Genomic DNA, 24,714 nt, shown 5'->3' on the forward strand with positions numbered 1-24,714 from the left:
TGGAGGTCTGCCGCGGCTATCGCGCCGCCAGCGCAGTGCCGGCCAGCCAATCGGTCGTCACGGGGCCCAGAACAGTTCGGCATAAGCCTTCTCGTCGAGCAGCGCATCCAGTTGCCCCGGGTTGCTGAGTTTGACCCTGAAGAACCAGCCGGCGCCCAACGGGTCGGTGTTGGCAAGCGTCGGGGTGTCGCGCAAGGCCGTGTTGACGGCGATGATTTCGCCGGAGACGGGGGTGTACAGGTTCGTCACCGCTTTGTCCGACTCGATCTCGGCCGCGGCGGCTCCCTGCGCCAACGTCTCGCCGACGTTGGGCAGGATCACCGAAATCAGGTTGCCCAGGCCGGCCAGCGCCCGTGGGGTGACACCGACGACAACGCTGTCGATAGCGTGGCCATCGAGGGTGTCGGCGAGGCGAACCCAGTAATGGTCTTTGGAAAATTGCATGGACACGGTCGTCTCCCGTTCAACCTGGAAAAACAGAGGTTATGCTGGCGCCCCCAGGCGTTTCTGGTCGGCGCCTGCGACTTTCGACGCCCAAGGCGTCGCGGCCCGGCCCTAGGCCGTCAGGGCGGCGACCTTGTCTTGTGCGTATTCCCGCAGTGTCCGCGGTCTCTTGCCGGTGAGCTTCATGACATCGTCGGTCACTACGCTCATCCAGCCTTGGCGCACCGGGTGGAAGATCGAGGCCATGTGCGCCGCATTGGCGGCGGGCACACCGTTGTTCTCCAGCATGTCGATGAACGCCTTGTCCGATGTCGCGGCGTATCGCACGGGCTTGCCGGTCACTTCGGACAGGATCGCCGCTGCATCGGCATAACTGAGCGCTTCGGGACCGGTGAGGTTGAATGCTTTGCCGTCGAAAGCGGTTGAGGTGAGCGCGGCGATGGCGCTGGCCGCAATATCGCGCACATCGATGAAACTGGTCCTGCTATCACCGGCTGGCAAGGCGATCTGCCCCTGGTCGAGGCCGGCTTTCCAGAAGTGATGGAAATTGTCGGAGAACCAGTTCGGCCGCAAGATCACATGGGGCGTGCCGGATTTCTCCAGCAGGATTTCCATTTGGCGCATGGGGTTGGCGTCATTCGCATCCACGCCAAAGGCGCTCTGGAAGACTATTTTCACCTTGCGGCTTGCGGCGGCTTCGACGAACGGCAGGAGCAGATCGCGTACGTTCAGGTAGCCGGCGGGCAGGAGCATGTAAGTGCGATCCACACCCTCCAGGGCGGTGGCGATGGTTTCCGGTTTGCCGAAATCGAAGGGCGTACTCTCGACTCCATCCATTTTCCGATTTGCGCGGGAAGCGGCCTTGACGGCCTCTCCCTTGGCCAGCAGGCCTTCGACTAACGGCTTGCCGACTGTTCCCGTCGCACCTAGAACAAGAATTTTCTTCGACATATCGATCTCCAGGATGTCCGCCTCGAGCAGCGGGACGCGTTCAGGAAAGTCCAGGGGGCTGACGTCGGCTGCGAAACCCAGCCACGGGTCTCGTCTGTGCTAGCGCTGGCGTCAGTCCGCGTAGAACCGGTACCTAGCGAGGGCTCAGCACTGGTCGGGGTGTTCCTCCAGTCCTTCGGCCTGTAGCGCGGCCCTGACTGCCGGACGGGCTGCAATCCTGGCCATGAAATCCATCAAGGCTGGGAATGGGGCCAGCGAAATGCCGAATTGGGGGCACCAGCGCGTAAGGGCGAAGAGATGTGCGTCCGCGACGGTGAACTCGTCACCCAGGATGTATGGGCGGCCGTCCGCGAGGAGGTTGTTCAGGTAGGCCACTTTGGCTATCACTGGGCGCTGCGCGGCCGTGGGGTCGTCCGAAGGGGACAGGTAGAACAGCGGGGTGAAGGACTTGTGGTAATCCGAAGAGAGGTAATTCAGTATCTCGTGCAAACGGCTGCGTTCCAGCGTTCCGTTGGCTGGCACCAACGTTGGGGCGTAGCGATCCGCGAGGTATTGGCTGATGGCGGCGCCTTCGGTCAGCAAGCCGCCTTCGAACTCGAGGGCGGGCGCCGTGCCCTTCGGGTTTATCTGGAAGTAATCGCCGCCCGAGGCGGTCTTGTGCTGCCACAGGTCGACCTTGGCCAGTTCGTGAGGCACGTTGGCCTCGCGAAGCACGATGTGGATGGCCAGCGAGCAAGAGCCGGGGGAGTAGTACAGTTTCATGATCGATATCCTTCGAGGTAGTTGCAGGTTCAAGCGACGCGCGCAGGGTGCGCCGGTGATTCATCGGCGCCTGGCTCAGGCGTGCAGCTGTTGTCCGATCCTGGCGACGCGAGCGGCGTAGAGCTTCACGGTCTCGAGATCGCCGCTGGGAATGGCCTGGGCATCCGCGTCGGACGGCGACTGCACCAGCGCGCCGACCGAGGCGCCGAGGTTGTTGATATCCGCGCGGCTCGAGGCCGAGGTGTTGGCGGGAGCCAGGCCCAGGCTGACCCAGATGCCGCCGTGCTGGGACGCCAGCGTGTGCATGAGGATCAGGGAAACCTGCTTGTCGCCGTTCAGGCTTGCGCTGTTGGTGAAGCCGCCGAAGACCTTGTCCTGCCACTGCCGAACAAACCACTTCTTGGAAGTGGCGTCCGCGAACTTCTTGAATTGCCAAGGCACCGAGCCCATGTACGTGGGCGCGCCGAAGAGGATGGATTGCGCCTGGTCGAGCAGGTCCCAGGCTGCCTCGGGAATGTTGCCCTCGCTATCGATCTCGATCAGCGAAGCCTGTGCGCCTTCCGCCGCCGCTTGTGCTACGCGCTTGGTATGGCCATATCCGGAGAAATAAACAACGACTGCTTTTGACATGATGGTTCCCTGGTGGGTGGACGGAAGGAACCATAATTGGGATTGAGAATAAGAAAAATATTATCCAAAGTTACTCTTGGTTCAATAATCGCGAACAATCTATGGACAAACTCACCGCCATGGCCACCTTCGTGAAGGTGGTGGACGCCGGCAGCTTCACACGCGCGGCCGATGCCCTGGGCCTGCCGAAAGCTCGCGTTTCGCAGCGCGTCAGCGATCTTGAAAAGCATCTAGGCGTGCGCTTGCTCAATCGTACGACCCGTGCCCTGAGCCTTACGCACGATGGCAGCGCGTACTTCGACAAATGCCAGGTCCTGCTGCAGCAGATAGACGAACTGGAGGCCACGCTCAGGGGCGGGACGGCGACGCCCATCGGCCGGCTTAGAGTGGACTCCCTGATCACCATCGCCCGATGGGTGATCGCTCCAAGGCTGCACGACTTCCAGGCGCGCTACCCGAGGATCCAGCTGCGGCTGAGTAGTTCGGACCGGATCAGCAATCTGCTGGAGGACGGCATCGATTGCACGATCCGGGGAGGTGCGCTCAAGGATTCCAGCATGATCGCCAGGCATCTTTGCGACATCCAGATGGGCTTGTATGCCTCGCCCGAGTACCTGGCCTCCATAGGCGGTGTAGACAGTCCGGACGATCTATCGCAGTTCAGGCGGTTGAGCTGGTTCAGCGGCAGGGAGCGCAACCCGTTCATGTGGGAGCTGGAGTCCGGCTCGGAGCGTTTCGTGGTGCAGTCCGGCGATGGAATGCAGTTCGACGAACCCGACGTGGCTATTTCGGCCTGCGTGGCGGGCAGCGGCATCTGCCCTGGCGCCCCATTCGCGGTGGCTGGATTCGTACGCGCAGGGAAACTTGTTCCGGTACTGCCGCAATGGCACTTTTCTGCGGCGCCGGTGCATGTCATCTACTCGGGCTCCAGGCACCTGTCGGTTCGTGTGCGCTGCTTTGTGAACTGGGTCATGGAGCTGTTCGCGGAGAACCCCGAGATACAGCTCACGCCCATCGCGCTGGCGCTCGAGTCCGGCCTCGCGCAACGAACCTGAGGCCCGCCGCCGCCATTCCGGGGCAGCTCGTACCTTCCGCTATCCGGTGTGCGTGACCCGGATGCAAGGCTCGGCGGGTTCAGCCCCGGTTAGCGGACAAGCCGTTGTCCGGGACCGGCCGGTTCCTGGCGCCGAGTCGCGCCGACAGCACGATGGCGAGGACGATCAGGGCGCCGCCGAGGAACATCCGCGGCCCCGGCGTTTCATGGAACAACAGCCAGGCGAAGGCGATCCCGTAGACCGGCTCCAGGGCGAATACCAGCGCCGCGGTGCGGGCCTTGACCACCGCCAGGCTGGCCACGAACAGGCTGTGCGCCAGGCCGGTGCAGAAGACGCCCAGCAGGGCCAGCCAGAGCCAGTCGAGAGCGGGTAGCGCCGGTAGTTCGCCGACCGCGAACGGCAGCAGGCACAGGGCGACTACCAGGTTCTGCCAGAGCGCCGCCTGCACCGGGCCGACCTGCCCGCTGTTGCTGCGGTTGGCCAGCGACAGCAGGGCGAACAGCAGGCCGGAAAGGATCGCCCAGAGCAGGCCGAGGGTGGCGCCGCTGGCGAGGTCGAAGTTCGGCGTGACCAGCACCAGGCCAAGGCTGACCAGGACTACCAGCAGTCCTTCCGCGAGATGAATGCGCTCGCGGAAGAGCAGCCCTTCGAGGATTACCGTGAAGGCCGGGAAGCTGGCGAAGCCGAGGGTGGCGATGGCCACGCCGGCGGTCTTCACGGCGATGAAGAAACTCACCCAGTGCCCGGCCAGGAGCAGGCCGCAGAGCGCCAGGCGCAGCCATTGCGCGGGTCCCAGGGCGCGCCAGGCCTGGCCCGCGAGGCGGGCGAAGAGGCCGAGGGCGAGCACCGCGAACAGCGCACGACCGAACACGATCACCCCGGGGGAGGCGCTGGCCAGCTTGCCGAACACCCCGGTCAGGCCGAAGAGGAGGGCGCCGCCGTGCAGGGCGGCGAGGGCGGAACGTCGATTCATGGGGATCCTTCAGGCCAGGCGCGCACCGTTGGGCAGGGGCTTGTCGAAGCCGGCCAGGACCACCTTGTCCTCGCTATCGTAGACCCCAGTGACCAGGACCTCCGAGCGCACCCCGGCGATCTGCTTCGGAGCGAAGTTGCAGACGCAGAGGACCTGGCGTCCGACCAGTTCCTCGGCCTGGTAGTGTGCGGTCAGTTGCGCGCTGGAGGTGCGCAGGCCGAGCGGTCCGAGGTCGACCTCGAGGACATAGGCGGGTTTGCGTGCCTTGGGGTTGGGAGCGGCGCTGAGGATGGTGCCGACGCGCAGTTCGACGCGTTCGAAATCCTGCCATTCGATGATGTCCATGCTGACTCCTGTTCTGTCGATGGGCAGAGAGTAAGGAGTCGTGACGGATTTGTCTGTCGTGCGGCTAGCCGGTTTTGTCGCGGGACTCGCGACGCAGTTGTCGCGGGGTGACGCCGAACTCGCGGACCAGCGCCGCGGTGAAGGCGCTCTGCGAGGCGTAGCCGACCCGGGCGGCGATCTCGCCCACCGCCAGGCTGCTCTCCAGCAGCAGTTCGTGGGCCTGGTGCAGGCGCCGGCTGCGCGCGTAGTCCATGGGCGTCTGCCCGGTCTCGGCGAGGAACAGGCTGTGGAAGCGCGCCACCGAAAGACCGGCCAGCCGTGCCAGGTCGGCGACCTGCAACGGATGGGCGGCATGGCGGTCGAGGTAGGCGTCCAGGCTGGCCAGCGGCAGGCGGGGCTGCTGGCGCGGCGGCTGGCGCTCGCTGGCCAGGCTGGCGAGGAGCAGGCCGGCGCCTTGGTGGGCGATCACCGGGTCGTTGATCGGGCCGCTGGCCAGCCAGTTCACCAGTTGGCCCTGGGCGGGCGTCAGCGACAGCGCCTGCGGTCGCTCGAACAGCCGCCGACCGGCTTCGGCGTGTTCGCCCAGGCCCAGCAGCAGGCTGCCGTCGCAGGGCAGGTCGAGGACCAGGCAGCGGCTGCCGGCGGGACTCGAGCAGGCATGCCGGGCTTGCGCCGGCACCACCGCGAAGGTCTGCCGCAACACGCGGCTGCCGCGCCCCTCGACCTCGAACTCGAGGCAGCCGCTGAGGCCCAGGACCAATTGGGCATGGTCATGGCTGTGGACGATCTGGTCGTGGCTGTAGTGGCGCAGGGAAAGGATCGAACCCATGGCGAAGCTCCCGGAGGCAGGCGCCCAGTCTACCCGCTGGCGCCGGCGACAGACAGTCGCGCCCTGTCACGCAACGGTCGCCGGCCTGTCACAGTCGTTTCACCGGCGCCGTCCAAGATCGGAAAAACACCGTCGGAGACCCGCCGATGAGCACCGCGCAACGCTTCACCTCGAACCGCAAGCAGCGGGTTCGGACCCTGTGGATCTCGGATGTCCACCTGGGGACGCGGGATTGCCAGGCCGAACACCTGGCGGCGTTCCTCAAGCGCTACCACGCCGATCGCATCTACCTGGTGGGCGACATCATCGACGGCTGGAAGCTGCGCGGCGGCATCTACTGGCCGCAGGCGCACACCAACGTGATCCGCCGCCTGCTCACCCTGAGCAAGCGCGGCACCGAGGTGATCTACGTCACCGGCAACCATGATGAATTCCTGCGCCGCTATTCGAGCCTGATCCTCGGCAACATCCGCCTGGTCGACGAGGCGGTGCACAGTACCGCCGACGGCCGCAAGCTGCTGGTGATACACGGCGACCAGTTCGACGTGATTACCCGCTACCACCGCTGGCTGGCGTTCCTCGGCGACTCCGCCTACGAGTTCACCCTGCTCCTCAACCGTTGGCTGAACCACTGGCGGCGGCGCTGGGGCTACGGCTACTGGTCGCTGTCGGCGTACCTCAAGCACAAGGTCAAGACCGCGGTGAACTTCATCAGCGACTTCGAGGAAGCCATCGCCCACGAGTGTCACAAGCGCGGGCTCGACGGGGTGGTCTGCGGGCACATCCACCATGCCGAGATCCGCCGCATCGAGGGCGTCGACTACCTCAACTGCGGCGACTGGGTAGAATCCTGCACGGCGCTGATCGAACATTGGGACGGCAGCATCCAGCTCTACCGCCTGGCCGAGGAGCAGGCGCGGCTGGCGGCGCAGGCCGCGGCGGTCGAGCCGGCGGCATGAGGCTATTGATCGTCAGCGACGCCTGGTTACCGCAAGTCAACGGAGTCGTCACCAGCCTGCTGGCCCTGCAGCGCGAGCTGGAACTGCTGGGCCACCAGGTACGGGTGCTGTCGCCCGCCGACTTCCGCTGCCTGCCCTGTCCCAGCTATCCGGAAATCCCCCTGGCCTGGAATCTCTGGCGCCTCGGCGGGCTGATCGAGGCCTTCGCCCCGGATGCCGTGCACCTGGCCACCGAGGGGCCGCTCGGCTGGGCCGCGCGGCGCTGGCTGGGCAAGCGCGGCCTGGACTTCACCTCGGCGATCCATACGCGCTTTCCCGAATACCTGCGTGACCGCTGTCCGTGGCTGCCGCTGTCCTGGGGCTATGCCTTCCTGCGCGCCTTCCATCGGCCGAGCCGGGCGGTGCTGGTGAGCACCCCGCGCCTGCGCGACGAGTTCTGCGCCTGGCGCTTCCAGCACCTGCGGCTGTGGCGCAAGGGCGTCGATACCGAACTGTTCCATCCCGCCGAGACACCCGCGGCGGAAGCGCGGCCGCCGGTGTTCCTGTATGTCGGGCGGCTGGCGACGGAAAAGAACCTGGAGGCGTTCCTCGATCTCGAACTGCCGGGCGAAAAATGGCTGGTGGGCGACGGCCCGCAGCGGGCGGCGCTGGAGCAGCGCTATCCACAGGCGCGTTTTCTCGGCTACCGCCATGGCCGCGCGCTGGCCGACGCCTACCGGGCGGCCTCGGTGCTGGTGTTTCCCTCGCTGACCGATACCTATGGCCTGGTGATGCTCGAAGCACTGGCCTGCGGCGTGCCGGTGGCGGCCTTCGCCGTGCCGGGGCCGCTGGATGTATTGCAGCAGGGCGTGACCGGGGTCATGCACGAGGATCTTGGCGAAGCCTGCCGCCAGGCGCTGGCGCTGGATCGCCAGGCCTGCGGGCGCTGGGCGCGGGAGCAGTCCTGGCGGGTTTCGGCGGAGGAGTTCCTGGCGCTGCAGGCGAGCGGCCCGCGGACTGCGCCGGAATGGCGCGACGAACTGCCGGCGGCGCTCGACGAACTCAGAGGATGACCTTGTCGCGTAGGCGCTCGGCGGCCTGTTGCAGGGCCTGGATGACCCGTTCCTTGTCGTAGTTCTGGATGTTGTTGGTGTCCAGGTACATGGAGAAGCCGGGCAATTCGTGCTCGACGTAGCTGGGCGCGGCGCCGAGGTCGCGGCGCGAGTCCACCACCTGGTAGATCTGCACCGGGCGGCTGAAGCCCTTGACCGCGATCTGGCCCTTGTCGCGGCACATGATCACGTCCTTGATCAGCGAGTAGGTCTCGTGGGAAATGAGGATTTCGCCGGCTTCCGAGGCGCTTTCCAGGCGGCTGGCGAGGTTCACCTCGCGGCCGATGATGGTGTAGTCCATGCGCGTGTCGGCGCCGAAGTTACCCACCGTGCAATAGCCGGTGTTGATGCCCATGCGGATTTCCAGCGGCTTGGTGATGCCCTGGGCCCGCCACTGCTGGCGCAGCACCTTCATGTGCTTGCGCATGGCGATGCCCATCGATACCGCAGCCACCGCGTCCTTCTTCGCGCCCTGGGTGCTGGGGTCGCCGAAGAACACCATGACGCAGTCGCCGACGAACTTGTCGATGGTGCCGCCGTACTTGAGGGCGATCTTCGACATCTCGTTGAGGTAGTTGTTGAGCAGGTCGGTCAGGGCCTCGGCTTCCAGCTCCTCGGATAGCTCGGTGAAGCCGCGGATGTCGGAGAAGAACACGGTGAGCTTCTTGCGCTGGGTTTCCAGGCGCACGCTCTTCTTGCCGCTGAAGATCATTTCCCAGACCTGCGGCGACAGGTACTTGGCCAGGTTGCGCGCGAGCCGCGCGGCCTTTTCCTGCTCGCGGGCGATCTCCTGGCGCACCTGGGCCAGTCGCAGGCCCTGCTGGTGGCCGAAGAAGGCGGTGATGCAGATGTACAGTCCGCAGAACAGGATGCTGACCGCGGCCACCTCGACCGGGGTATTGCCCAGCAGCGGCGGGGCGACGAGCACGGCGACCAGCAGGGCGCTGCTGGCCGATACCAGCAGGGCCATGCCGAGCAGGCGCAGGCCGCCGATGACCAGCGCGGTGAAGCTCAGCACCAGCAGGAACATCAGGCTGGGCACCACGGAGAAGCCGAGCAGCGCCATGCCCAGGCCGCAGTGCACGGCGTCCACCGCGAGCAGGACGCGGGTCACCTTGCGCGGGTCGTGCTGGCGGAAGCGCTGGCCGAGGTGGTACGCCAGGTGCGGGTAGAGCAGCGCATAGGGCACCATCCAGAGGATGCCGTAGCTGAAATACTGGGTGTAGGTTCCCGCCGCGATGCTGGCGCCACAGGCGATATAGGCCAGCACGCGCGAATAGTATTCACGCATGGACGCGACGGACCGGCTCGTCGGCGAGCGGTCGGGGAGGGTAGGCTTCATGCGCTGGAGAGGATCCCTGTGTATTTTCGTCCTGGCTCGGCTTCGTGAGCTTTCCGCCTGAGGAATGGCGGTTGGCCAGGTTGCTGGCGGAATCTTAACCAAGCGTTTGCGCGGCGGCCAGTGACAGCTGAGCGATAGTTCAGGAAAGCGCACCGATCCGGGACCGACGGTCGTCCCGGCGGAGCGACCGGCCCGGGCGGCCGGCCGCGCGGGACGGGTCAGAAGCGGATGCGGCCGGTGAAGGCGTCCTTGAGCATCACCCAGTCGCCCATGAACGACCACAGCGGGTACTTGAAGGTGGCCGGGCGGTTCTTCTCGAAGACGAAGTGGCCGACCCAGGCGAAGCCATAGCCGACCAGCGGCAGCGCCAGCAGCCATAGCCACTGCTGGCTGGCCACGGCGAGGAACAGCACCGCCAGCACCAGCAGGCTGCCGACGTAGTGCAGGCGGCGGCACACCGCATTGCTGTGTTCCTGCAGGTAGTAGGGGTAGAACTCGGCGAAACTGTGGAAACGCTCGTCGTCAGGGCTGCTCATGGAATGCCTCCTCTCGTTGTGTCCGCGCAGTGTAGTGCGGGCCGCACGATGTCGCGGATGACATACAGGGCCAGTTTAGTATCCTTGGGCCGCCAGGCCGGTCGACGGTCGGCGTGCCTCCCGCCAGAACAAGAAGAGACCGATGCCGGAACGTACAACCTTGTCCAGCTGGGTCCAGGGCATCGTCCTCGCCCTGGAGCTGGAAGGCCTCGACGGACGCCAGCTGTTCGCCGAGCTGGGCCTCGACTACCAGGCCTTGCAGGACCCCGACGCGCGCTTCCCGCAGGATGCGATGAGCCGTCTGTGGCAGCGTGCGGTGGCGCTCAGCGGCAACCCGGCGATCGCCCTGAACATCGCCCGGGTCCGGCGCCCGGCTTTCCACGTCGTCGGCTATGCGCTGATGTCGAGCTGCAACCTGGCGGAAGGCTTCGCGCGCCTGGAACGCTACCAGCGGATCATCGCGGAAGCCTCCGACCTGACTTTCCGCCGCACGCCGCAGGGCTATCGACTCGGCGTCACGGTGCATGGTGATCGCCTGCCGGCGCCGCCGCAGAGTGCCGAATGCTCGCTGGCCTACCTGGTGGACATGGTCCGCTGGATCACCGGCCGGCCGCTGGACCCGCTGGCGGTGGAACTGCCCGGCGCGCCCCGCGAGCCGCTGGCACCCTATGCCGAGCTGTTCCGCGCGCCGCTGCGCTTTCACGCCGAGGAGTTCGCGCTGGTGTTTTCCCGCGTCGACCTCGAGACGCCGCTACCCTCGGCCAACGAGGCGCTGGCCCAGTTGCACGATCGCTTCGCCGGCGAATACCTGGCGCGTTTCAGCACCAGCCGCATCACCCATCTGGCCCGGCAGACCCTGTGCCGGCTGTTGCCGCAGGGAGAACCCAAGCGCGAACGGGTGGCCCAGGCACTGCACCTGTCGCAGCGCACCTTGCAACGACGCCTCCAGGAGGAGGGCACCAGCTACCAGCAACTGCTCGACGACACACGTCGGGATATGGCCGATCAGTATCTCCAGCAGCCCGGCCTGACCTTGCTGGAAGTCGCCTATCTGCTGGGTTTCGCCGATCCGAGCAATTTCTTCCGGGCATTCCGCCGCTGGTTCGGCTGCACGCCCAACGAATACCGGGCGCGCCGCCAGGGGCGCCCGGGCTAGTCGCCAGGCCAGGCGGGACGCTTCAGGGCTGCACGGCGGGTTGCGCCGAGGCCTGGCGCAGGGTCCAGTCGAGAACCTGGGCCGACAGCGTATCGCCGGCCTTGCCGAAGGCGCTGACCACCGCCGCGACCTTCTTGCCGTCCACCGGCTGGCTGACCTCGAAACGCCGGCTGGCGACCACGCGCTTGTCGTCGGTACGCACCAGGCGCGCGTCGTAGCGGATCAGCGCGCTGGCCTGGCCGTTCGGGTACTCGGTCTGGAAGGCGCGAAGGTCGCCGCCCAGTTCGAAATCGGCCTGCAGGTTGCTGTCGTCGCTGCTCAGGCCGCGGACCCGGCCGTCGGCCTGGAACGCCTGCATCAGACGGTCGCGCAGCAGCGACGGTGCCGGATCGCTCCAGCGCGCGCCCTGGTACACGCTGATTTCGTCGCCGTGCGGGCGCACCGCGATGCGCGGGCTCTCCAGCACCAGGCTGGTACGCGGCCGGGCGATCCGCAGCGACCAGTCGACCGGCCGCGCGGCGGCGCTGGCCGGAGGGTTGTGCACCGGTAGCAGGTAGACCTGGAGGACCTGCGCTTCCGGCAGGATCGAGCAGGCGCCGAGGGTGGCGAGCGCGGCCAGGCCGGCGGCCAGGGACAGGCGACGCAGCGGGCGAAGGGCGAGCCTCATGGGGTGAACTCCTTGGTTTTTTCCCGGCCCAGCAGGTAGTTCGCCGGGTTCTCTTCCAGGCGCCGGCTGATTCCGCGCAGTGCCGCCAGGGTATCGCGCAGTTCGCTGACCGCCGGGCCCAGCTCGGCGAGTCCCTGGATGCCGCCGTCCAGCGAGTGGCGATTCTCGCTGATCAACTGGTCGAGGGTGGCGCTGGTGCGCTCCAGCGAAGCCATGGTCTTGTTGGCGTTTTCCATCATCCCTTTGCCTTGCTCGTTGAGCAGGCCGTTGGCGCTGCGCATCAACTCGCTGGCCTGGGCCAGCGCGGCGTTGGCCTGCCTGCTCGCCTGGGCCAACTGCTGCATCACCGCGCTGACGTTCTCGCGCTCGGCGGAGAGCGCGCCGGTGGCCTGGTCGAGATGGTCGAGGGTGCGGCTGATGCGCGCTGTGTTTTCCTCGGAGAGCAGGTTGCTGAAGCGCGCGATGAGCTGGTTGATGTTGCCCATCAGGTCTTCGCCGTTGCTCAGCAACTGGGTCAGCGGCGAGGGCGTGGCGACGATCACCGGGATCCTCCCGTCCTTGCCCTCCAGCATCGGGCTGGCGGGCGTGCCGCTGCTGAGCTGGATGATCGAGGTGCCGGTGATCCCGGTGAGCGCCAGCTTGGCGGTGGTGTCCTGCTTGATCGGCGCGCTGGCCACCACGCGGATGCGTGCCCAGACCTTGCGCGGGTCCTGCGGATCGAGGCGGAGGAAGGCCACGTCGCCGACCTTGATCCCGCTGTACTGCACCGAGCTGCCCTGGGAAAGGCCGCTGACCGCTTCGTTGAAGACGATGTCGTAGTAGTTGAACTTGCCCTCCGAGCCGGACTTGGCCAGCCACAGGCCGAAGAGCAGGGCGGCGCCGATCACGATCACGCTGAACAGGCCGATCAACACATGGTGGGCTCGGGTTTCCATCTCAGTGATTCTCCGGCACGGCGGCGGCTTGGTGGGCGGCGCGCCCGCGCGGCCCGTGGAAGTATTCGCGGACCCAGGGGTCGTCGGTGGCGGCGACCCGTTCCAGGGTATCGACCACCAGGACCTTCTTCTGCGACAGCACGGCGACCCGGTCGCAGATGGTGTACAGGGTGTCCAGGTCATGGGTGACCAGGAACACCGTCAGGCCGAGGGCGTCGCGCAGGGTACGGATCAGGTTGTCGAAGGCCGCCGCGCCGATCGGGTCGAGGCCGGCGGTGGGCTCGTCGAGGAACAGGATGTCCGGGTCCAGCGCCAGGGCGCGGGCCAGGGCGGCGCGCTTGATCATGCCGCCGGAAAGCGAGGCCGGATACTTGTCGCCGGCGTTGGCCGGTAGCCCGGCCAGGGCCAGCTTGACCTGGGCCAGGTGCTCGGCGTCGGCGCGCGGCAGGCCGGCGTTCTCGATCAGCGGCAGGGCGACGTTCTCCACCACGGTAAGCGAGGAAAACAGCGCGCCCTGCTGGAACAGCACGCCGAAGCGCCGTTCGACCAGGGAGCGGCGCTCCTCCGGCAGTTGCAGCAGGTCTTCGCCGAACACCCGCACGCTGCCGGAGGTCGGCCGGCGCAGGCCGACGATACTGCGCAGCAGCACCGACTTGCCGGTGCCGGAGCCGCCGACCACGCCGAGGATCTCGCCGCGACGGACGTCGAGGTCGAGGTGCTCGTGGACCGCCTGGGCGCCGAAACGGTTGCACAGGTCGCGGACCTGGATGATCGCCTGCGGGTTGTCCTGGCTCACCAGCCCATCTCCATGAAGAACAGCGCGGCGAGGGCGTCGAGCAGGATCACCACGAAGATCGAGTGGACCACGCTGGTGGTGGTGTGCTCGCCCACCGACTGGGCGCTGCCGCTGACCTTGAAGCCTTCCAGGCAGCCGATCACGGCGATCAGGAAGGCGAACAGCGGGGCCTTGCTGATACCGACCAGGAAATGCTGTACGCCGATTCCGTCCTCCATGATCGACAGGAACATCGCCGGCGGGATGTCCAGGGTCCAGGCGCAGACGGTCATGCCGCCGACGATGCCGCAGAGCATGCCGACGAAGGTCAGCATCGGCAGCGATACCAGCAGCGCCAGCACCCGCGGCAGCACCAGCAGCTCGATGGGGTTGAGGCCGAGGGCGCGGATCGCGTCGATCTCCTCGTTGGCCTTCATCGAACCGATCTGCGCGGTGAAGGCGCTGGCGGTACGGCCGGCCATGAGGATCGCGGTGAGCAGCACGGCGAACTCGCGGAGGAAGGAGAACACCACCAGGTTGACCGTGTAGATGGTCGCGCCGAAGTTGGCCAGCACCGTGGCGCCGAGGAAGGCGATCACCGCGCCGACCAGGAAGGTCAGCAGGGCGATGATCGGCACCGCGTCCAGGCCGCTCTTCTCGATGTTCGCCACCAGCGGCGTGACCCGCCAACTGGCCGGGCGGACCAGGCTGCGGAGCAGGGTCTCCAGGGTCAGGCCGATGAAGCCGAGGAGTGCCTTGAGGTGCAGCCAGAAGGTCTCCATGGCACAGCCGATGCGAGCCAGCAGTTCGATGGCGGTGGTCGGCGGCTTGGGTTTTTCCGGTTCGCAGAAGTCGTGCAGGGCGTGGCCGACGGTCTTCAGCAGGGCCTGGCGCTCGCGCGGCAGGCCGGGCTCCAGCTCGGCGAGGTCGGCCAGGCGCTCGGCGCCGAGCAATTCGGCGAGCAGGGCGGCGCCGGCGGTATCCAGGGCGCCCAACTGGCTCAGGTCGAAGCTGGCGTTGCCCGCCACTTCGCTGCGCAGGCGCGTCACCTCGCGCTCCAGAGCCGTGTAGTGGGCGAGCGTCCAATCACCTATGGCTCTGACGCGGGCGGGCTGGGTGGAGCTATCCAGGCTCACGTGGCCGGGTTGCGGCTGTGTCGTCATGGTGCAGAAGCTTACACCGGCTTTTCAGTCCCTGAGTAGAGCCATTGCAGACAGGCCCGTGAGCGCTCAGTGGCGCCAGAACGCCGGGGTCAGCAGGACCAGCACGGTGATGATCTCCAGGCGGCCGAGCAGCATGCCGGCGGCCAGCAGCCACTTGGCGGCGTCCGGCAGGCTGGCGAAGTTGCCCGAGGGGCCGATGATGGGGCCCATCCCCGGGCCTACGCCGGCCACGGTGCTGGCGGCGCCGGTGAGGGCGGTCATCCAGTCCAGGCCGATCAGCGACAGGCAGAGGGCGAGCAGGCAGACGACGATGGCGAAGAAGAACGAGAAGGTCAGGATCGAGCGGACGATTTCCTCGTCCAGGCGATGGCCGTTGTAGTTCTGCTTGAGCACCGCGCGCGGGTGGATCAACTGGTAGAGGTTGGCCTTGAGCAGGGTGTAGGCGACCTGGAAGCGGAAGATCTTGATGCCGCCGGCGGTAGAGCCGGAGCAACCGCCGATGAAGCCGAGGTAGAAGAACAGCATGATCGAGAAGTGCCCCCACATGCTGTAGTCGCCGAGGGCGAAGCCGGTGGTGGTGACCACCGAGGTGACATTCACCGCGACGATGCGGAAGGCATCCATCCAGGGCAGCTTGGAGGTTACCGCGTACCAGGTGCCCATCAGCAGCCAGGTCACCAGCAGCAGGCCGAGCAGGCCGCGGACCTGCTGGTCCTTGATCAGCGCCTTGCGGTGTCCGCGCAGGGTGGCGACGTAGAGCGCGAACGGCAGGCTGCCGAGGATCATCACCACTACCGCGGTCCAGTGCACCGCCGGCTGCTTCCACTTGGCCAGGGATTGGTCGGAGGTGGAGAAACCGCCGGTGGAAATCGCCGACATGGCGTGGTTGACCGCGTCGAACGGGCTCATGCCGGCGCCCCAGAAGGCCAGGCTGCCGAGCAGGGTGATGCCGACATAGGTGGCGACGATGTACTTGGCGACCATGTGCGAGCGTGGCAGGACCTTTTCCGAGCGGTCCGAGGATTCGGTCTGGAACAGGCGCATGCCGCCGATCCGCAGCATCGGCAGGATCGCCACGGCCATGGCGATGAAGCCGATGCCGCCCAGCCAGTGCAGCAGCGAGCGCCAGATGAGGATGCCCGGGGACATGTCGTCCAGCCCGCTGAGCACGGTGGAGCCGGTGGCGGTGATCCCCGACATGCTTTCGAAGAAGGCATCGGTGTAGCTGATGTGCTGCTGCAGGACGAACGGCAGGGCGGCGAAGATGCATACCAGCACCCAGCTCGATACGGTGAGCATGTACATGTCCCGCGGGCGCAGGTGGACATGCTCGGGACGCCCCGGCAGGACCAGGCCGAGGCCGGTGACGAAGGTGGCGACGCTGGACCAGATGAACGCCTGGATGCCTTCGGTACGGTCGAAGGCGAGCATGGTCAGGATCGGGACCAGCATGCTGGCGGCCAGAGTGATCAGGAAGATGCCGATGATGAAACCGAGAATGCGTAGGGTCGGCAAGGCCATGGATCGTGGGGCTCTGGGCGGTGGCGGACCGGTCATTCTACCAGCCGTCCGCGGAGAGTAAATCTGCCGCTGCGCCCCTCTTCACAGCAGCCGCGAAATCGCTAGAATCTCGCTTCGCCCGCCGGCGCTCGCCGGTTTCTCTGGTGTTCTGCCAACCATGTCGACTGACAATCCGTGTCTTACCTGCGGCGCCTGCTGTGCGCATTTTCGTGTGTCTTTCTATTGGGGCGAGTGCCGTTCCGCAGGCGGCGTCGTACCCGACGAACTGACCGTCCGCATCAGCCCGCAGATGGTCGCCATGAGCGGTACCGAGAACAAGCCGGCGCGCTGCGTCGGGCTGCTCGGCGAGGTCGGTTGCGGTGTTCGCTGCACCGTCTACGAGCAGCGCTCGAGTACCTGCCGCGAGTTCGAGGCGGCCTGGGTCAACGGCCAGCCCAACCCGGCCTGCGATGCCGCGCGCGCCGCCTACGGCCTGCCACCGCTGACCCCGCCGCTGCAGCCGCACCTGGCGCCGGGCCGGGTCGCCTGAGAGCGGGCGTGAGCCTGGCGATTGCGTCTACAATGGCGATTTCGTTTCTGACAGGAGTTCGCCCATGGAGGCTCTCGACGCCTTGCTCACTCGCGTTTCCCACGCCCGCCTGAGCGATCCCGCGCCCTCGCCGGAGCAGCTCGACCGGCTGTTCCGGGTCGCCTTGCGTGCCCCGGACCACGGGCAACTGCGGCCCTGGCGCTTCATCGTGGTAGAAGGCGAAGGCCGCCGGGCCCTGGGCGACCTCTACGCCCGCGCCCTGGCGAGCCGCCAGCCGGACGCCGCCGAGGAAGCGCTGGCCAAGGCCCGCAACATGCCGCTGCGGGCACCGCTGCTGGTCGTGGCGGTGGCCTGCCTGCAGGATCACCCGAAGGTGCCGCATGGCGAGCAACTGCTGGCCGCCGGATGCGCTGCCCACGGCCTGGTGCTGGGTGCCTATGCCCAGGGATTGGGGGCGATGTGGCGGACCGGCGAGATGGCCACCGATCCGGTGGTGCACGCCGGCCTGGGGCTCGGCGAGCAGGAGCGGATCATCGGCTTCGTCTACCTGGGTACGCCGATGGGCGAGTTGCGCACGCCGACGGAACTCGACCCGACGGCCTTCGTCAGCGCCTGGCCGGGCTGAGCGGCAACAGCAGGCGTACGCACCAATACGCGCCCTGAGCGTGCCAGAGCAGTCGTCCGCCCTGCCAGCCGGCCAGTCGTCGGGCGGCTTCCACGGCCGCCGGCAGCCAGCGCCGGCCTTCTTCCGCCTGGCCGAGGATGTCCAGGCGCAGCCGGCCGTGGCGCGCGTCCAGCGCCGGATTCAGCGTGATGCGCTGCCACGGGCGGGCCTGCGCGGCGCCGCCGAGCAGGCCGTAGAGCGCCTCGTGCAAGGCCGGGCGCCAGCTCTCCAGCGGCCAGGTGCCGCGCTCCGGCAGGCTCAGGTCGAGGCGCGCCCAGCGTTGCCGCAGTTGCTGGGCGACCTGTCCCAGCTCGACCGCCAGGACCAGCGATTGCGGCTCGTCGCCGGGAAGTTCCGGCGGCGCGATGGCCTGGGCGAGCGGGCGTTCATCGAGGAACAACGAAGCGGGAAGAGTCATGCCGGATGCTCCTGGGGGAAGTGCCGCGCATCGGGGCGTGGCGTCATTCGGTCGCCTTGCGCCGTAGCGGCAGGCTGAGGGTGGCGATGAAGCCGCCGTCGGGATGGTTGCCCAGGCGCAGGTGCCCGCCGTGGCGCTCGATGGCGCGGCGGGCGATGGCCAGGCCCAGGCCGTGTCCCGGGCTGCTCTGGTTGGGTGCGCGGAAGAACGGTTCGCCCAACTGCTCCTGCAGTTCGACGGCGATGCCCGGCCCATGGTCGCGGACGCTCAGGCGCAGGTAGTCGCCGGCGCTGCTGGCGCGCACTTCCAGCGGTTGGCCGGCGGGGTTGAAGCGCACGGCGTTGCGCAGCAGGTTGTCCACCGCGCGCTCGAACATGTCCGGCCAGCCGTCGATGCTCAGGTCAGGCGCCACTTCCAGGCGGATATCCTGCTCCGGAGCCAGCAGCAGGGCGTCTTCGCGCAGCCGCTGGAGCAGCGGCAGCAGGGCGATCCGTTGGCTCGCGCCGGGTTCGGCGTCGAGCCGGGCGAGGGCGAGGATCTCGCCGATCAGCGCTTCCAGGCGGTCGCATTCCTGTTCCAGGCGCGGCCACATCTGCGCCCGCGCTTGCGGTTCGGCGCGCTCGGCCAGGGCCAGGGCGATGCGCAGGCGCGCCAACGGCGAGCGCAGTTCGTGGGACACGTCGCGGAGCAACTGTCGCTGGCTGCCGATCAGGCTTTGCAGGCGTTCGCCCATGCGGTTGAAATCGCGCGCCAGGGTGCCCAGTTCATCGCCGCGCCGCGCCAGGCGGGCCAGGCTGTCCTTCTGGTAGGCGGTCTGGCCGAGGTCGTGCACGGCGCGCCGCAGACGGTTCAGCGGACGGGTGATGGACAGCGTCAGCAGCAGGCTGAACAGGGTCAGCACCACCAGTGCGATGCCCAGCGCGCTGAGCGGCCAGAGCAGGCTGCCGCGGTGCCAGGCCTCCAGCTCCGGGTGCGGGATGCGGTAGATGAACAGATAGGTATGGTTGCTCTGCGGGCTGACGTATTCCTGGCTCAGTTGGCGCCAGGGGAAGCGCGGCAGGTTGCGGTCGCTGGTGCGCGGCGGGCGGTGGCGGGGGCGCGGCAGGTAGGTGCCGTCGACCAGGCGCTGGCCGCTTTCGTCGAGCACCTGGATGGAAATCCCGTAGTCGCGGCGGCGTTGCTCCAGCAAGCCCTGGGCCGCGTAGCTGCCCTGTTCTTCGTAGAGGGCGGTCCACTGCTCGGCGAGATCCTTCAGGCCAGGATGGCGGGCGATGATCCAGGTGTCCTGGTTCAGCGCGCGACCCAGCAGGATGGAAAGCCCGGCTACCAGCAGCAGGGCCAGCCAGAAGGCGGCGAGGATTCGCCAGAAGAGTGAACGCATGGTTTTCCTGTTGAATCGCATGTCGGGCCGGCCGCGTGGGTAAACCCCTAGGATATGCGATTCCGGCTGGTCGGAAGACCGCTACCGGAGGACCCGGTAGCGGTGGCTCGGACGTCAGTTGGACTTCTTGTCGGCCTTCCATTGCTGGAATTCGGCCCACTCTGCCTTGCGCTGCTCGCGCTTCTTCTGCAGTTCGTCGAACTTCTTCTGCTGCTCGGGGGTGAGCAGGGCGCGGATGTCCTTCTGGGTCTTCTCGTGGCTGGCCTTGAGTTCGTCCTTCAGGGCCTTCTGCTCGGCCGCCGGCAGCTTGGCCAGGTAGCGCTGGGTGATCTCGTGGCGGGCCTTCATCTGTTCGCCCATCAGTTTGCCCATCTGCTGGCGCTGTTCGCGGGTCAGGTTCAGTTCCTTCATCGGTCCGCCATGCCGGGGACCGTGCTGGCCCATCATGTGGCCGCCTTCCATCGGCGGGGGCGGCAGGTCGTTGGCGGCGGGCGCGGCCATGGCGAAGGTCGGCAGGGCGGCGGCGATGAACAGGGCGGTTAGCGTCTTGCGCATGGTGTTTCTCCTTTCTGGGTCCGGCCATTTACCGGATGAGCCCAGTCTAGGGAGGTCAAGGTCAAGCGCGGTCAACCCTGGGTAAAGCTTGGGTAAAGACCTTGTGTCGGCGGGCTGACGAAACCCGCTCAGTGGCTGTAGTAGTAGCCGCGGCCGCGCAGGGCGAGGATGCGCGGGCTGCCGTCGGGGTGGCTGCCGAGCTTCTTGCGCAGGTTGCTGACGTGCATGTCCAGGCTGCGGTCGTAGAGGGTCAGCTTGCGGCCCAGCGCCAGTTGCGCCAGGGCCTGCTTGTCCAGCGGCTCGCCGGGCTGGCGCAGGAGCGCTTCGAGGATGCGGCTTTCGGAAAGGGTCAGGCTGATCTCCTGGCCGTCGATCTGCGCCACGCCGCGCGTCAGGTTCAGCGACAGGTCGCCCAGTTGCATCTGCGCGCTGGGCTGCGCCGGGTGGGTTCGCCGCAGCACGGCGCGCAGCCGTGCGGTGAGTTCGCGCGGGTCGCAGGGCTTGGCCAGGTAATCGTCGGCGCCCAGTTCCAGACCGAGGATGCGGTCCAGCGGCTCGCCGCGGGCGGACAGCATCAGCACCGGCAGGTCGGGATGGTCGCCGCGCAGTTGCTTGAGCAGTTCCAGGCCGCTGCCGTCCGGCAGCATCACGTCGAGCACCACGGCATCCGGCGTCTGCTCGGCGAGGGCGCGACGGGCCTGGGCGCCGTCGTGGCTGGCACGCACGGAGAAACCTTCCTGGACCAGCCAGGTACCGAGCAGCTCGCAGAGCTCCCGGTCATCGTCGATCAACAGCAGTTCGCTCATCGGGTGTCGCTCAATTGATCCATTCGCGTCGCTGTCGCCGGCGGCCGCGGCTCAGGGCGCCGAGGACGAACGCGAGCAGGGCGGTGGCGGCGCCGGCGACATACCAGGTCTGCTCTTCTGTGAGCAGCGGCGGTTGCCGCTGCGCCTGGGCCGCCTGCAACTGCTCGCGCAACTGGCGGTTCTCCTGGCGCATACGACTGACCAGTTCGTCGCGCTGGCGTTCCGTTTCCACCAGGCGGCGCTCCAGTTCGGCGGTAGCCTGCGCAATGGAAGGCTGCGCGGCTGGAATCGGTGCTGGCGCGGGTTCCTCGGCCTGGGCCAGGGAAGCTCCCAGGCTCAGGCTCAGCAGCAGGCAATGGGCAGTGGATGGACGCATCATGACTCCTTGTACCGATGAAGCGACGGATTGCACTGTCTTCCGGTTCGCCCTTCCGGCTTGGCGAAAGCGCCGGGCCGGCCTGGTTGCGCTGCGGCGGGCACCGGAAAGCGGCGTCCGGTGCGAAAACGTTTGCCGGGAGGGCGACCGGGCCGGCCGCCGGTACCCGGCGACTGCCTCAGGGCAGGACTTTCTTGAACGGCTTGACCACCACCTCGGCATACACCCCGGCGGCCCGGTAGGGGTCGGCCTCGGCCCAGCTCTGCGCCGCGGCCAGGGAATCGAATTCGGCGACGATCAGGCTGCCGGTGAAGCCGGCGGCGCCCGGGTCGTTGCTGTCGATCGCCGGGTGCGGGCCGGCGAGTACCAGGCGGCCTTCTTCCTTCAGCTGTTCGAGACGGGCCAGGTGGGCCGGGCGGCTGGCCAGGCGGCGTTCCTGGGAAGCGGGAATGTCACGGGCGATGATCGCGTAGAGCATGTCAGTCCTTGGGCTTTTCGCCGGTATCGGCGTCGTGCAGGTGGCGAGCCAGGAACAGGCCCTGGCCGATCAGGAACAGCAAGGTCATGCCGAGGCTGCCGAACACCTTGAAGTCCACCCAGAAGTTCGGATAGGTGAAGACCACGTACAGGTTGGCGAAGCCGCACACCAGGAAGAACACCACCCAGGCGATGTTCAGGCGCACCCAGAGGCCCTGCGGCAACTGGATGGCATGGCCCATGATGCGCTGGATCATCGGCTTGTCGCCGATGAAGTGACTGCCGGCGAAGGCCAGGGCGAACAACCAGTTGACCAGCGGCGCCTTCCATTTGAGGAAGGTGTCCTCGTGGAAGGCCAGGGTCAGGCCGCCGAGGACCAGGCAGGCGCCGAGGGTGAACCACTGGCTCTTTTCCAGGTGGCGGTGCTTGAGCCAGAGGGCGCCGTAGACGATCACCGAGGCGAGGATCAGGGTCGCGGTCGCGCCGTAGATGCCACTCAGATTGAACCCGGCGAACTCGACGTTCTGAGGGTCTATCTTGTAGACGATGAAGAACAGGATCAGTGGGATGAAATCGATGAATTGCTTCATGGTGGCAGTCAGGACACGGTTGAAGCGGCATAATAGCAACCTCTGGATGTTCTGAAACAGTCATCCTGTCTTTCCGAATGCGTCAGGCCTGTGCCGCAGGCGCATTCGCCAGGTGGAGCAGGCTCCCCGGACCCATGAACGGTACGTCTCGATACCGCGAGGCAGCGAATCGGCGTTGCTTCATCACCATTCTTCACTGGAATCAGGATTCAGCCATGCGTGTCGATCTGCATTGCCACAGTACCGCCTCCGATGGCGTTCTCGCGCCCGCCGCCCTGGTGCAGCGGGCCCACGAGAAAGGCGTCGGGCTGCTGGCGCTGACCGACCACGACACCCTGGAAGGCTTGCCGGAAGCCCACCAGGCGGCCGCTCGACTCGGTATCGAACTGGTCAACGGCGTCGAGCTGTCCTGCACCTGGGGTGGCGCCACCATCCATGTGCTGGGCTACGGTTTCGACCTCGACGCCGCTCCCCTGCGCCAGGCCACCGAAGCCCTGCACCGCGGCCGCTGGGCGCGCGCCGAGGAAATCGACCGACGGCTGGCGGCCAAGGGTATGCCCGGGGCGCTGGAGGGCGCGCGGGCGATCCAGCGGGCCCTGGGCGACAGCGGCAACGCGCCGGCGCGGCCGCATTTCGCCGAGTTCCTGGTCCAGGGCGGCTGGGTCAAGGATCGCGCCGACGCGTTCCGCAAATGGCTGGGGGCCGGCAAGCTGGGAGACGTCAAGCAGCACTGGCCGACCCTGGAGGAAGTGGTCGGCTGCCTGCGCGAGGCGCGCGCCTGGATCAGCCTGGCGCACCCGTACCATTATGATTTCACCCGGACCAAGCGCCGGCGCCTGGTCGCCGACTTTCTCCAGGCCGGCGGACACGCCATCGAGGTGGTCAATGGCGTGCAGCCGGCCGAACAGGTCGGTACCCTGTCGATCCTGGCCCGCGAGTTCGGCCTGATGGTCACCGCCGGCAGCGATTTCCACGCGCCGGGCGACTGGTCCGAACTGGGCATGTACCGTGCGGTTCCAGAGGACCTTCCGGCCATGTGGCCGCGTTTCGCCAGGCATTTTCGCGATACCGAACGTCATTCCGAAGCCAAGGGGGCCGAATGAGCCAGTTCTTCCAGATCCATCCGGAAAATCCCCAGCCACGGCTGGTCAAGCAGGCGGTGGAAATCGTCCGCCAGGGTGGGGTGATCGTCTATCCCACCGACTCGTCCTATGCCCTGGGCTGCCGCATCGGCGAAAAGACCGCGGTGGATCGCATCCGCCGCATCCGCCAACTGGACGACAAGCACAACTTCACCCTGGTCTGCCGCGACCTTTCCGAGCTGGGGGTCTATGCCAAGGTCGACACCGGCCTGTTCCGCCTGCTCAAGGCGCACACCCCCGGTCCCTACACCTTCATCCTCAGCGCCACCCGCGAGGTGCCGCGCATGCTCCTGCACCCCAAGCGCCGCACCATTGGCCTGCGCGTGCCGAACTGTCCGATCGCCCGGGCGCTGCTGGAGGAACTGGGCGAACCGCTGATGAGCGTGAGCCTGATCATGCCCGGCAGCGGCGAGCCGCTGAACGATCCCTATGAAATGCGCCAGGTACTGGAACACCAGGTCGACCTGATCGTGGACGGGGGCTATGGCGGCGGCGAGGCTTCCACCGTGATCAGCCTGACCGACACCGATCCCGAAGTGATCCGCGTGGGTTGCGGCGATCCTGCGCCGTTCATGCAGCCGGCCTGAGCGCCGCCCGAATCCGCCCACCACGAGCCTACCGATGCAGGACGATAACCCGGCCAACGCCGACACCCCTCCAGCCGAACCCGCCGCCGAGCGGGTGCCGCTGCAACTGGCGCTGGTCTACGGCGAGGCGGTCACCGAGCTGCCGCAGGACCTCTATATCCCGCCGGACGCGCTGGAGGTCTTCCTCGAGGCCTTCGAGGGCCCGCTCGACCTGCTGCTGTACCTGATCCGCAAGCAGAACATCGACATCCTGGATATCCCGGTGGCGGAAATCACCCGCCAGTACATGGGCTATGTCGAGCTGATGAAGGCGGTGCGCCTGGAGCTGGCCGCCGAGTACCTGGTGATGGCGGCGATGCTGGCGGAGATCAAGTCGCGCATGTTGTTGCCGCGCTCGGCGGAAGCCGAGGAGGAAGAGGAAGATCCGCGGGCCGAGCTGATCCGCCGCCTGCAAGAGTACGAACGGTTCAAGAAGGCCGCCGAAGACCTCGACGAACTGCCCCGGGTCGGCCGCGACGTGCTGGTGCCGGCGGTGGCTGCTCCCGAGGCGCGGGCGCGCAAGCTGCTGCCGGAGCTGGCGCTGCAGGAGCTGATGCTGGTGATGGGCGAGATGCTGCGCCGCGCCGACCTGTTCGAGAGCCACCAGGTGACCCGCGAGGTACTGTCCACCCGCGAACGCATGAGCGAAGTGCTGGAGCGCCTGAAAGGCGGCGCCTTCGTGCCCTTCATCCAGTTGTTCACCCTGGAGGAGGGCAAGCTCGGCGTGGTGGTCACCTTCATGGCGATCCTCGAACTGGTCAAGGAGCAGATGGTGGAACTGGTGCAGAACGAGGCTTTCGGCGCCATCCATGTGCGCCTGCGGATAGCCCGCGAAGCGGAGGAAGGCGAAACCCTGGAGGAAGCCCTGGAAGACGATTTCGAGTGATCGCGCCGCGCCGCTGGCCGTTCGTCCCCCTGCGGACTGTCAGCTTTTCCGAGCTTCCGGCTTCGCTCCCTGCCGTGGCCTGTTAAGCTGCATGCCCGATTCCGCTATCTTTCCCTCTTCCTGGCTCCGG

General features: G+C 67.1%; 30 protein-coding genes. 9 read left to right on the forward strand and 21 right to left on the reverse strand.

What is annotated here, in order from left to right; genetic code table 11:
- Nucleotides 1–57: 57 nt before the first annotated feature.
- The 4 genes from LT948_RS21495 to LT948_RS21510 form a co-directional block, all read right to left on the reverse strand.
- The gene (locus LT948_RS21495; protein ID WP_009313725.1) at nt 58–444 is read right to left on the reverse strand and encodes a glycine cleavage system protein H; all 387 of its coding nucleotides are present in this window, start codon (nt 442–444) and stop codon (nt 58–60) included.
- 111 nt (nt 445–555) lie between these two features.
- On the reverse strand, nt 556–1,395 hold the full coding sequence (locus LT948_RS21500) for an SDR family oxidoreductase (RefSeq protein WP_023091530.1): 840 nt from the start codon (nt 1,393–1,395) through the stop codon (nt 556–558).
- A gap of 144 nt (nt 1,396–1,539) precedes the next feature.
- Nucleotides 1,540–2,157 carry a glutathione binding-like protein gene (locus LT948_RS21505; RefSeq protein ID WP_003091520.1) on the reverse strand — a complete coding sequence of 206 codons (618 nt, stop codon included), beginning with the start codon at nt 2,155–2,157 and terminating at the stop codon, nt 1,540–1,542.
- Nucleotides 2,158–2,232: 75 nt separating this feature from the next.
- Entirely contained in the window at nt 2,233–2,787 is a 555-nt protein-coding gene (locus LT948_RS21510) for an NAD(P)H-dependent oxidoreductase (RefSeq protein WP_003091518.1), read from the reverse strand.
- Nucleotides 2,788–2,888: 101 nt separating this feature from the next.
- Here LT948_RS21510 and LT948_RS21515 point away from each other — a divergent pair, with 101 nt between their 5' ends.
- Complete coding sequence (locus tag LT948_RS21515; protein WP_033995047.1) at nt 2,889–3,842, forward strand: LysR family transcriptional regulator; 954 nt, start codon at nt 2,889–2,891, stop codon at nt 3,840–3,842.
- Between the two features lie 79 nt (nt 3,843–3,921).
- Here the strand turns inward: LT948_RS21515 and LT948_RS21520 are convergent, their stop codons facing one another.
- From LT948_RS21520 to LT948_RS21530, 3 genes are all read right to left on the reverse strand, one after another.
- Nucleotides 3,922–4,815: a DMT family transporter gene (locus LT948_RS21520; RefSeq protein WP_003109190.1), complete on the reverse strand. Its 894-nt coding sequence runs from the start codon at nt 4,813–4,815 to the stop codon at nt 3,922–3,924.
- A gap of 9 nt (nt 4,816–4,824) precedes the next feature.
- Nucleotides 4,825–5,160 carry a tRNA-binding protein gene (locus LT948_RS21525; protein ID WP_023095351.1) on the reverse strand — a complete coding sequence of 112 codons (336 nt, stop codon included), beginning with the start codon at nt 5,158–5,160 and terminating at the stop codon, nt 4,825–4,827.
- 64 nt (nt 5,161–5,224) lie between these two features.
- Entirely contained in the window at nt 5,225–5,989 is a 765-nt protein-coding gene (locus LT948_RS21530) for a helix-turn-helix domain-containing protein (RefSeq protein ID WP_003091511.1), read from the reverse strand.
- A 146-nt stretch (nt 5,990–6,135) separates the two neighbouring features.
- On the opposite strand from LT948_RS21530, the gene LT948_RS21535 reads away from it, so the two are divergent.
- Nucleotides 6,136–6,948, forward strand: coding sequence for a UDP-2,3-diacylglucosamine diphosphatase (locus LT948_RS21535; RefSeq protein ID WP_003091510.1), 813 nt, complete (start codon nt 6,136–6,138; stop codon nt 6,946–6,948).
- Nucleotides 6,945–8,000: a glycosyltransferase family 4 protein gene (locus LT948_RS21540; RefSeq protein ID WP_003109193.1), complete on the forward strand. Its 1,056-nt coding sequence runs from the start codon at nt 6,945–6,947 to the stop codon at nt 7,998–8,000. The genes LT948_RS21535 and LT948_RS21540 overlap by 4 nt, the downstream gene beginning before the upstream one ends.
- Here the strand turns inward: LT948_RS21540 and LT948_RS21545 are convergent.
- Both LT948_RS21545 and LT948_RS21550 read right to left on the reverse strand, forming a co-directional pair.
- Nucleotides 7,990–9,381, reverse strand: coding sequence for an adenylate/guanylate cyclase domain-containing protein (locus LT948_RS21545; RefSeq protein ID WP_019485235.1), 1,392 nt, complete (start codon nt 9,379–9,381; stop codon nt 7,990–7,992). The two genes, LT948_RS21540 and LT948_RS21545, sit on opposite strands and share 11 nt — an antisense overlap.
- A gap of 218 nt (nt 9,382–9,599) precedes the next feature.
- On the reverse strand, nt 9,600–9,917 hold the full coding sequence (locus tag LT948_RS21550; protein WP_003091504.1) for an Mpo1-like protein: 318 nt from the start codon (nt 9,915–9,917) through the stop codon (nt 9,600–9,602).
- 142 nt (nt 9,918–10,059) lie between these two features.
- On the opposite strand from LT948_RS21550, the gene LT948_RS21555 reads away from it, so the two are divergent.
- Nucleotides 10,060–11,073, forward strand: a complete 1,014-nt coding sequence (locus LT948_RS21555) for an AraC family transcriptional regulator (RefSeq protein WP_033995050.1) — start codon at nt 10,060–10,062, stop codon at nt 11,071–11,073.
- Between the two features lie 22 nt (nt 11,074–11,095).
- On the opposite strand, the gene LT948_RS21560 is transcribed toward LT948_RS21555, so the two are convergent.
- The 5 genes from LT948_RS21560 to LT948_RS21580 form a co-directional block, all read right to left on the reverse strand.
- Entirely contained in the window at nt 11,096–11,740 is a 645-nt protein-coding gene (locus LT948_RS21560; protein WP_003109195.1) for an ABC-type transport auxiliary lipoprotein family protein, read from the reverse strand.
- Nucleotides 11,737–12,675, reverse strand: a complete 939-nt coding sequence (locus tag LT948_RS21565; protein WP_033995051.1) for an MlaD family protein — start codon at nt 12,673–12,675, stop codon at nt 11,737–11,739. The genes LT948_RS21560 and LT948_RS21565 overlap by 4 nt, the downstream gene beginning before the upstream one ends.
- A gap of 1 nt (nt 12,676) precedes the next feature.
- A complete protein-coding gene (locus LT948_RS21570) occupies nt 12,677–13,471 on the reverse strand; it encodes an ABC transporter ATP-binding protein (RefSeq protein ID WP_003109197.1) in 795 nt (264 codons plus the stop codon).
- A complete protein-coding gene (locus tag LT948_RS21575) occupies nt 13,468–14,613 on the reverse strand; it encodes an MlaE family ABC transporter permease (RefSeq protein ID WP_004363206.1) in 1,146 nt (381 codons plus the stop codon). Before LT948_RS21575 ends, LT948_RS21570 begins: the two co-directional genes overlap by 4 nt.
- Before the next feature lie 66 nt (nt 14,614–14,679).
- Nucleotides 14,680–16,134, reverse strand: a complete 1,455-nt coding sequence (locus LT948_RS21580) for a TrkH family potassium uptake protein (protein WP_003091497.1) — start codon at nt 16,132–16,134, stop codon at nt 14,680–14,682.
- Nucleotides 16,135–16,291: 157 nt separating this feature from the next.
- Between LT948_RS21580 and LT948_RS21585 the strand changes: the two genes are divergently transcribed.
- On the forward strand, nt 16,292–16,663 hold the full coding sequence (locus tag LT948_RS21585; RefSeq protein WP_003130476.1) for a YkgJ family cysteine cluster protein: 372 nt from the start codon (nt 16,292–16,294) through the stop codon (nt 16,661–16,663).
- Nucleotides 16,664–16,727: 64 nt separating this feature from the next.
- A complete protein-coding gene (locus LT948_RS21590) occupies nt 16,728–17,288 on the forward strand; it encodes an NAD(P)H nitroreductase (RefSeq protein WP_003130478.1) in 561 nt (186 codons plus the stop codon).
- Here LT948_RS21590 and LT948_RS21595 read toward each other — a convergent pair.
- The 7 genes from LT948_RS21595 to LT948_RS21625 all read right to left on the reverse strand — a co-directional run bounded on the left by LT948_RS21595 (nt 17,269) and on the right by LT948_RS21625 (nt 21,930).
- Nucleotides 17,269–17,745 (reverse strand): hypothetical protein, encoded by a 477-nt coding sequence (locus LT948_RS21595; RefSeq protein WP_003091494.1) that lies wholly within the window; start codon nt 17,743–17,745, stop codon nt 17,269–17,271. The genes LT948_RS21590 and LT948_RS21595 overlap by 20 nt on opposite strands.
- 43 nt (nt 17,746–17,788) lie before the next feature.
- Entirely contained in the window at nt 17,789–19,126 is a 1,338-nt protein-coding gene (locus tag LT948_RS21600) for a sensor histidine kinase (protein WP_003091493.1), read from the reverse strand.
- A gap of 114 nt (nt 19,127–19,240) precedes the next feature.
- On the reverse strand, nt 19,241–19,681 hold the full coding sequence (locus LT948_RS21605; RefSeq protein WP_003091492.1) for a Spy/CpxP family protein refolding chaperone: 441 nt from the start codon (nt 19,679–19,681) through the stop codon (nt 19,241–19,243).
- 128 nt (nt 19,682–19,809) lie between these two features.
- Nucleotides 19,810–20,487, reverse strand: a complete 678-nt coding sequence (locus LT948_RS21610) for a response regulator transcription factor (RefSeq protein ID WP_003091491.1) — start codon at nt 20,485–20,487, stop codon at nt 19,810–19,812.
- 10 nt (nt 20,488–20,497) lie between these two features.
- Nucleotides 20,498–20,866, reverse strand: a complete 369-nt coding sequence (locus LT948_RS21615; RefSeq protein WP_003111064.1) for a hypothetical protein — start codon at nt 20,864–20,866, stop codon at nt 20,498–20,500.
- A 175-nt stretch (nt 20,867–21,041) separates the two neighbouring features.
- Nucleotides 21,042–21,341 (reverse strand): YciI family protein, encoded by a 300-nt coding sequence (locus tag LT948_RS21620; RefSeq protein WP_003091489.1) that lies wholly within the window; start codon nt 21,339–21,341, stop codon nt 21,042–21,044.
- Between the two features lies 1 nt (nt 21,342).
- Complete coding sequence (locus tag LT948_RS21625) at nt 21,343–21,930, reverse strand: septation protein A (protein ID WP_003091488.1); 588 nt, start codon at nt 21,928–21,930, stop codon at nt 21,343–21,345.
- Nucleotides 21,931–22,145: 215 nt separating this feature from the next.
- Here LT948_RS21625 and LT948_RS21630 point away from each other — a divergent pair, with 215 nt between their 5' ends.
- The 3 genes from LT948_RS21630 (at nt 22,146) to LT948_RS21640 (ending at nt 24,584) form a co-directional block, all read left to right on the forward strand.
- A complete protein-coding gene (locus LT948_RS21630) occupies nt 22,146–23,033 on the forward strand; it encodes a PHP domain-containing protein (protein WP_003091487.1) in 888 nt (295 codons plus the stop codon).
- Nucleotides 23,030–23,659 carry an L-threonylcarbamoyladenylate synthase gene (locus LT948_RS21635; RefSeq protein WP_003091486.1) on the forward strand — a complete coding sequence of 210 codons (630 nt, stop codon included), beginning with the start codon at nt 23,030–23,032 and terminating at the stop codon, nt 23,657–23,659. The genes LT948_RS21630 and LT948_RS21635 overlap by 4 nt, the downstream gene beginning before the upstream one ends.
- A gap of 172 nt (nt 23,660–23,831) precedes the next feature.
- Complete coding sequence (locus LT948_RS21640) at nt 23,832–24,584, forward strand: segregation and condensation protein A (RefSeq protein WP_003124353.1); 753 nt, start codon at nt 23,832–23,834, stop codon at nt 24,582–24,584.
- Nucleotides 24,585–24,714: the final 130 nt, after the last annotated feature.

Source organism: Pseudomonas sp. CP-1 (assembly GCF_021213715.1).
GTDB classification, from domain to species: Bacteria; Pseudomonadota; Gammaproteobacteria; order Pseudomonadales; family Pseudomonadaceae; genus Pseudomonas; species Pseudomonas aeruginosa.

Coding starts and splice junctions, on each gene's coding strand:
- LT948_RS21495 (WP_009313725.1), bottom strand. CDS start 444: ATGCAATTTTCCAAAGACCATTACTGGGTTCGCCTCGCCGACACCCTC.
- LT948_RS21500 (WP_023091530.1), bottom strand. CDS start 1,395: ATGTCGAAGAAAATTCTTGTTCTAGGTGCGACGGGAACAGTCGGCAAG.
- LT948_RS21505 (WP_003091520.1), bottom strand. CDS start 2,157: ATGAAACTGTACTACTCCCCCGGCTCTTGCTCGCTGGCCATCCACATC.
- LT948_RS21510 (WP_003091518.1), bottom strand. CDS start 2,787: ATGTCAAAAGCAGTCGTTGTTTATTTCTCCGGATATGGCCATACCAAG.
- LT948_RS21515 (WP_033995047.1), top strand. CDS start 2,889: ATGGACAAACTCACCGCCATGGCCACCTTCGTGAAGGTGGTGGACGCC.
- LT948_RS21520 (WP_003109190.1), bottom strand. CDS start 4,815: ATGAATCGACGTTCCGCCCTCGCCGCCCTGCACGGCGGCGCCCTCCTC.
- LT948_RS21525 (WP_023095351.1), bottom strand. CDS start 5,160: ATGGACATCATCGAATGGCAGGATTTCGAACGCGTCGAACTGCGCGTC.
- LT948_RS21530 (WP_003091511.1), bottom strand. CDS start 5,989: ATGGGTTCGATCCTTTCCCTGCGCCACTACAGCCACGACCAGATCGTC.
- LT948_RS21535 (WP_003091510.1), top strand. CDS start 6,136: ATGAGCACCGCGCAACGCTTCACCTCGAACCGCAAGCAGCGGGTTCGG.
- LT948_RS21540 (WP_003109193.1), top strand. CDS start 6,945: ATGAGGCTATTGATCGTCAGCGACGCCTGGTTACCGCAAGTCAACGGA.
- LT948_RS21545 (WP_019485235.1), bottom strand. CDS start 9,381: ATGAAGCCTACCCTCCCCGACCGCTCGCCGACGAGCCGGTCCGTCGCG.
- LT948_RS21550 (WP_003091504.1), bottom strand. CDS start 9,917: ATGAGCAGCCCTGACGACGAGCGTTTCCACAGTTTCGCCGAGTTCTAC.
- LT948_RS21555 (WP_033995050.1), top strand. CDS start 10,060: ATGCCGGAACGTACAACCTTGTCCAGCTGGGTCCAGGGCATCGTCCTC.
- LT948_RS21560 (WP_003109195.1), bottom strand. CDS start 11,740: ATGAGGCTCGCCCTTCGCCCGCTGCGTCGCCTGTCCCTGGCCGCCGGC.
- LT948_RS21565 (WP_033995051.1), bottom strand. CDS start 12,675: ATGGAAACCCGAGCCCACCATGTGTTGATCGGCCTGTTCAGCGTGATC.
- LT948_RS21575 (WP_004363206.1), bottom strand. CDS start 14,613: ATGACGACACAGCCGCAACCCGGCCACGTGAGCCTGGATAGCTCCACC.
- LT948_RS21580 (WP_003091497.1), bottom strand. CDS start 16,134: ATGGCCTTGCCGACCCTACGCATTCTCGGTTTCATCATCGGCATCTTC.
- LT948_RS21585 (WP_003130476.1), top strand. CDS start 16,292: ATGTCGACTGACAATCCGTGTCTTACCTGCGGCGCCTGCTGTGCGCAT.
- LT948_RS21590 (WP_003130478.1), top strand. CDS start 16,728: ATGGAGGCTCTCGACGCCTTGCTCACTCGCGTTTCCCACGCCCGCCTG.
- LT948_RS21595 (WP_003091494.1), bottom strand. CDS start 17,745: ATGACTCTTCCCGCTTCGTTGTTCCTCGATGAACGCCCGCTCGCCCAG.
- LT948_RS21600 (WP_003091493.1), bottom strand. CDS start 19,126: ATGCGTTCACTCTTCTGGCGAATCCTCGCCGCCTTCTGGCTGGCCCTG.
- LT948_RS21605 (WP_003091492.1), bottom strand. CDS start 19,681: ATGCGCAAGACGCTAACCGCCCTGTTCATCGCCGCCGCCCTGCCGACC.
- LT948_RS21610 (WP_003091491.1), bottom strand. CDS start 20,487: ATGAGCGAACTGCTGTTGATCGACGATGACCGGGAGCTCTGCGAGCTG.
- LT948_RS21615 (WP_003111064.1), bottom strand. CDS start 20,866: ATGATGCGTCCATCCACTGCCCATTGCCTGCTGCTGAGCCTGAGCCTG.
- LT948_RS21620 (WP_003091489.1), bottom strand. CDS start 21,341: ATGCTCTACGCGATCATCGCCCGTGACATTCCCGCTTCCCAGGAACGC.
- LT948_RS21625 (WP_003091488.1), bottom strand. CDS start 21,930: ATGAAGCAATTCATCGATTTCATCCCACTGATCCTGTTCTTCATCGTC.
- LT948_RS21630 (WP_003091487.1), top strand. CDS start 22,146: ATGCGTGTCGATCTGCATTGCCACAGTACCGCCTCCGATGGCGTTCTC.
- LT948_RS21635 (WP_003091486.1), top strand. CDS start 23,030: ATGAGCCAGTTCTTCCAGATCCATCCGGAAAATCCCCAGCCACGGCTG.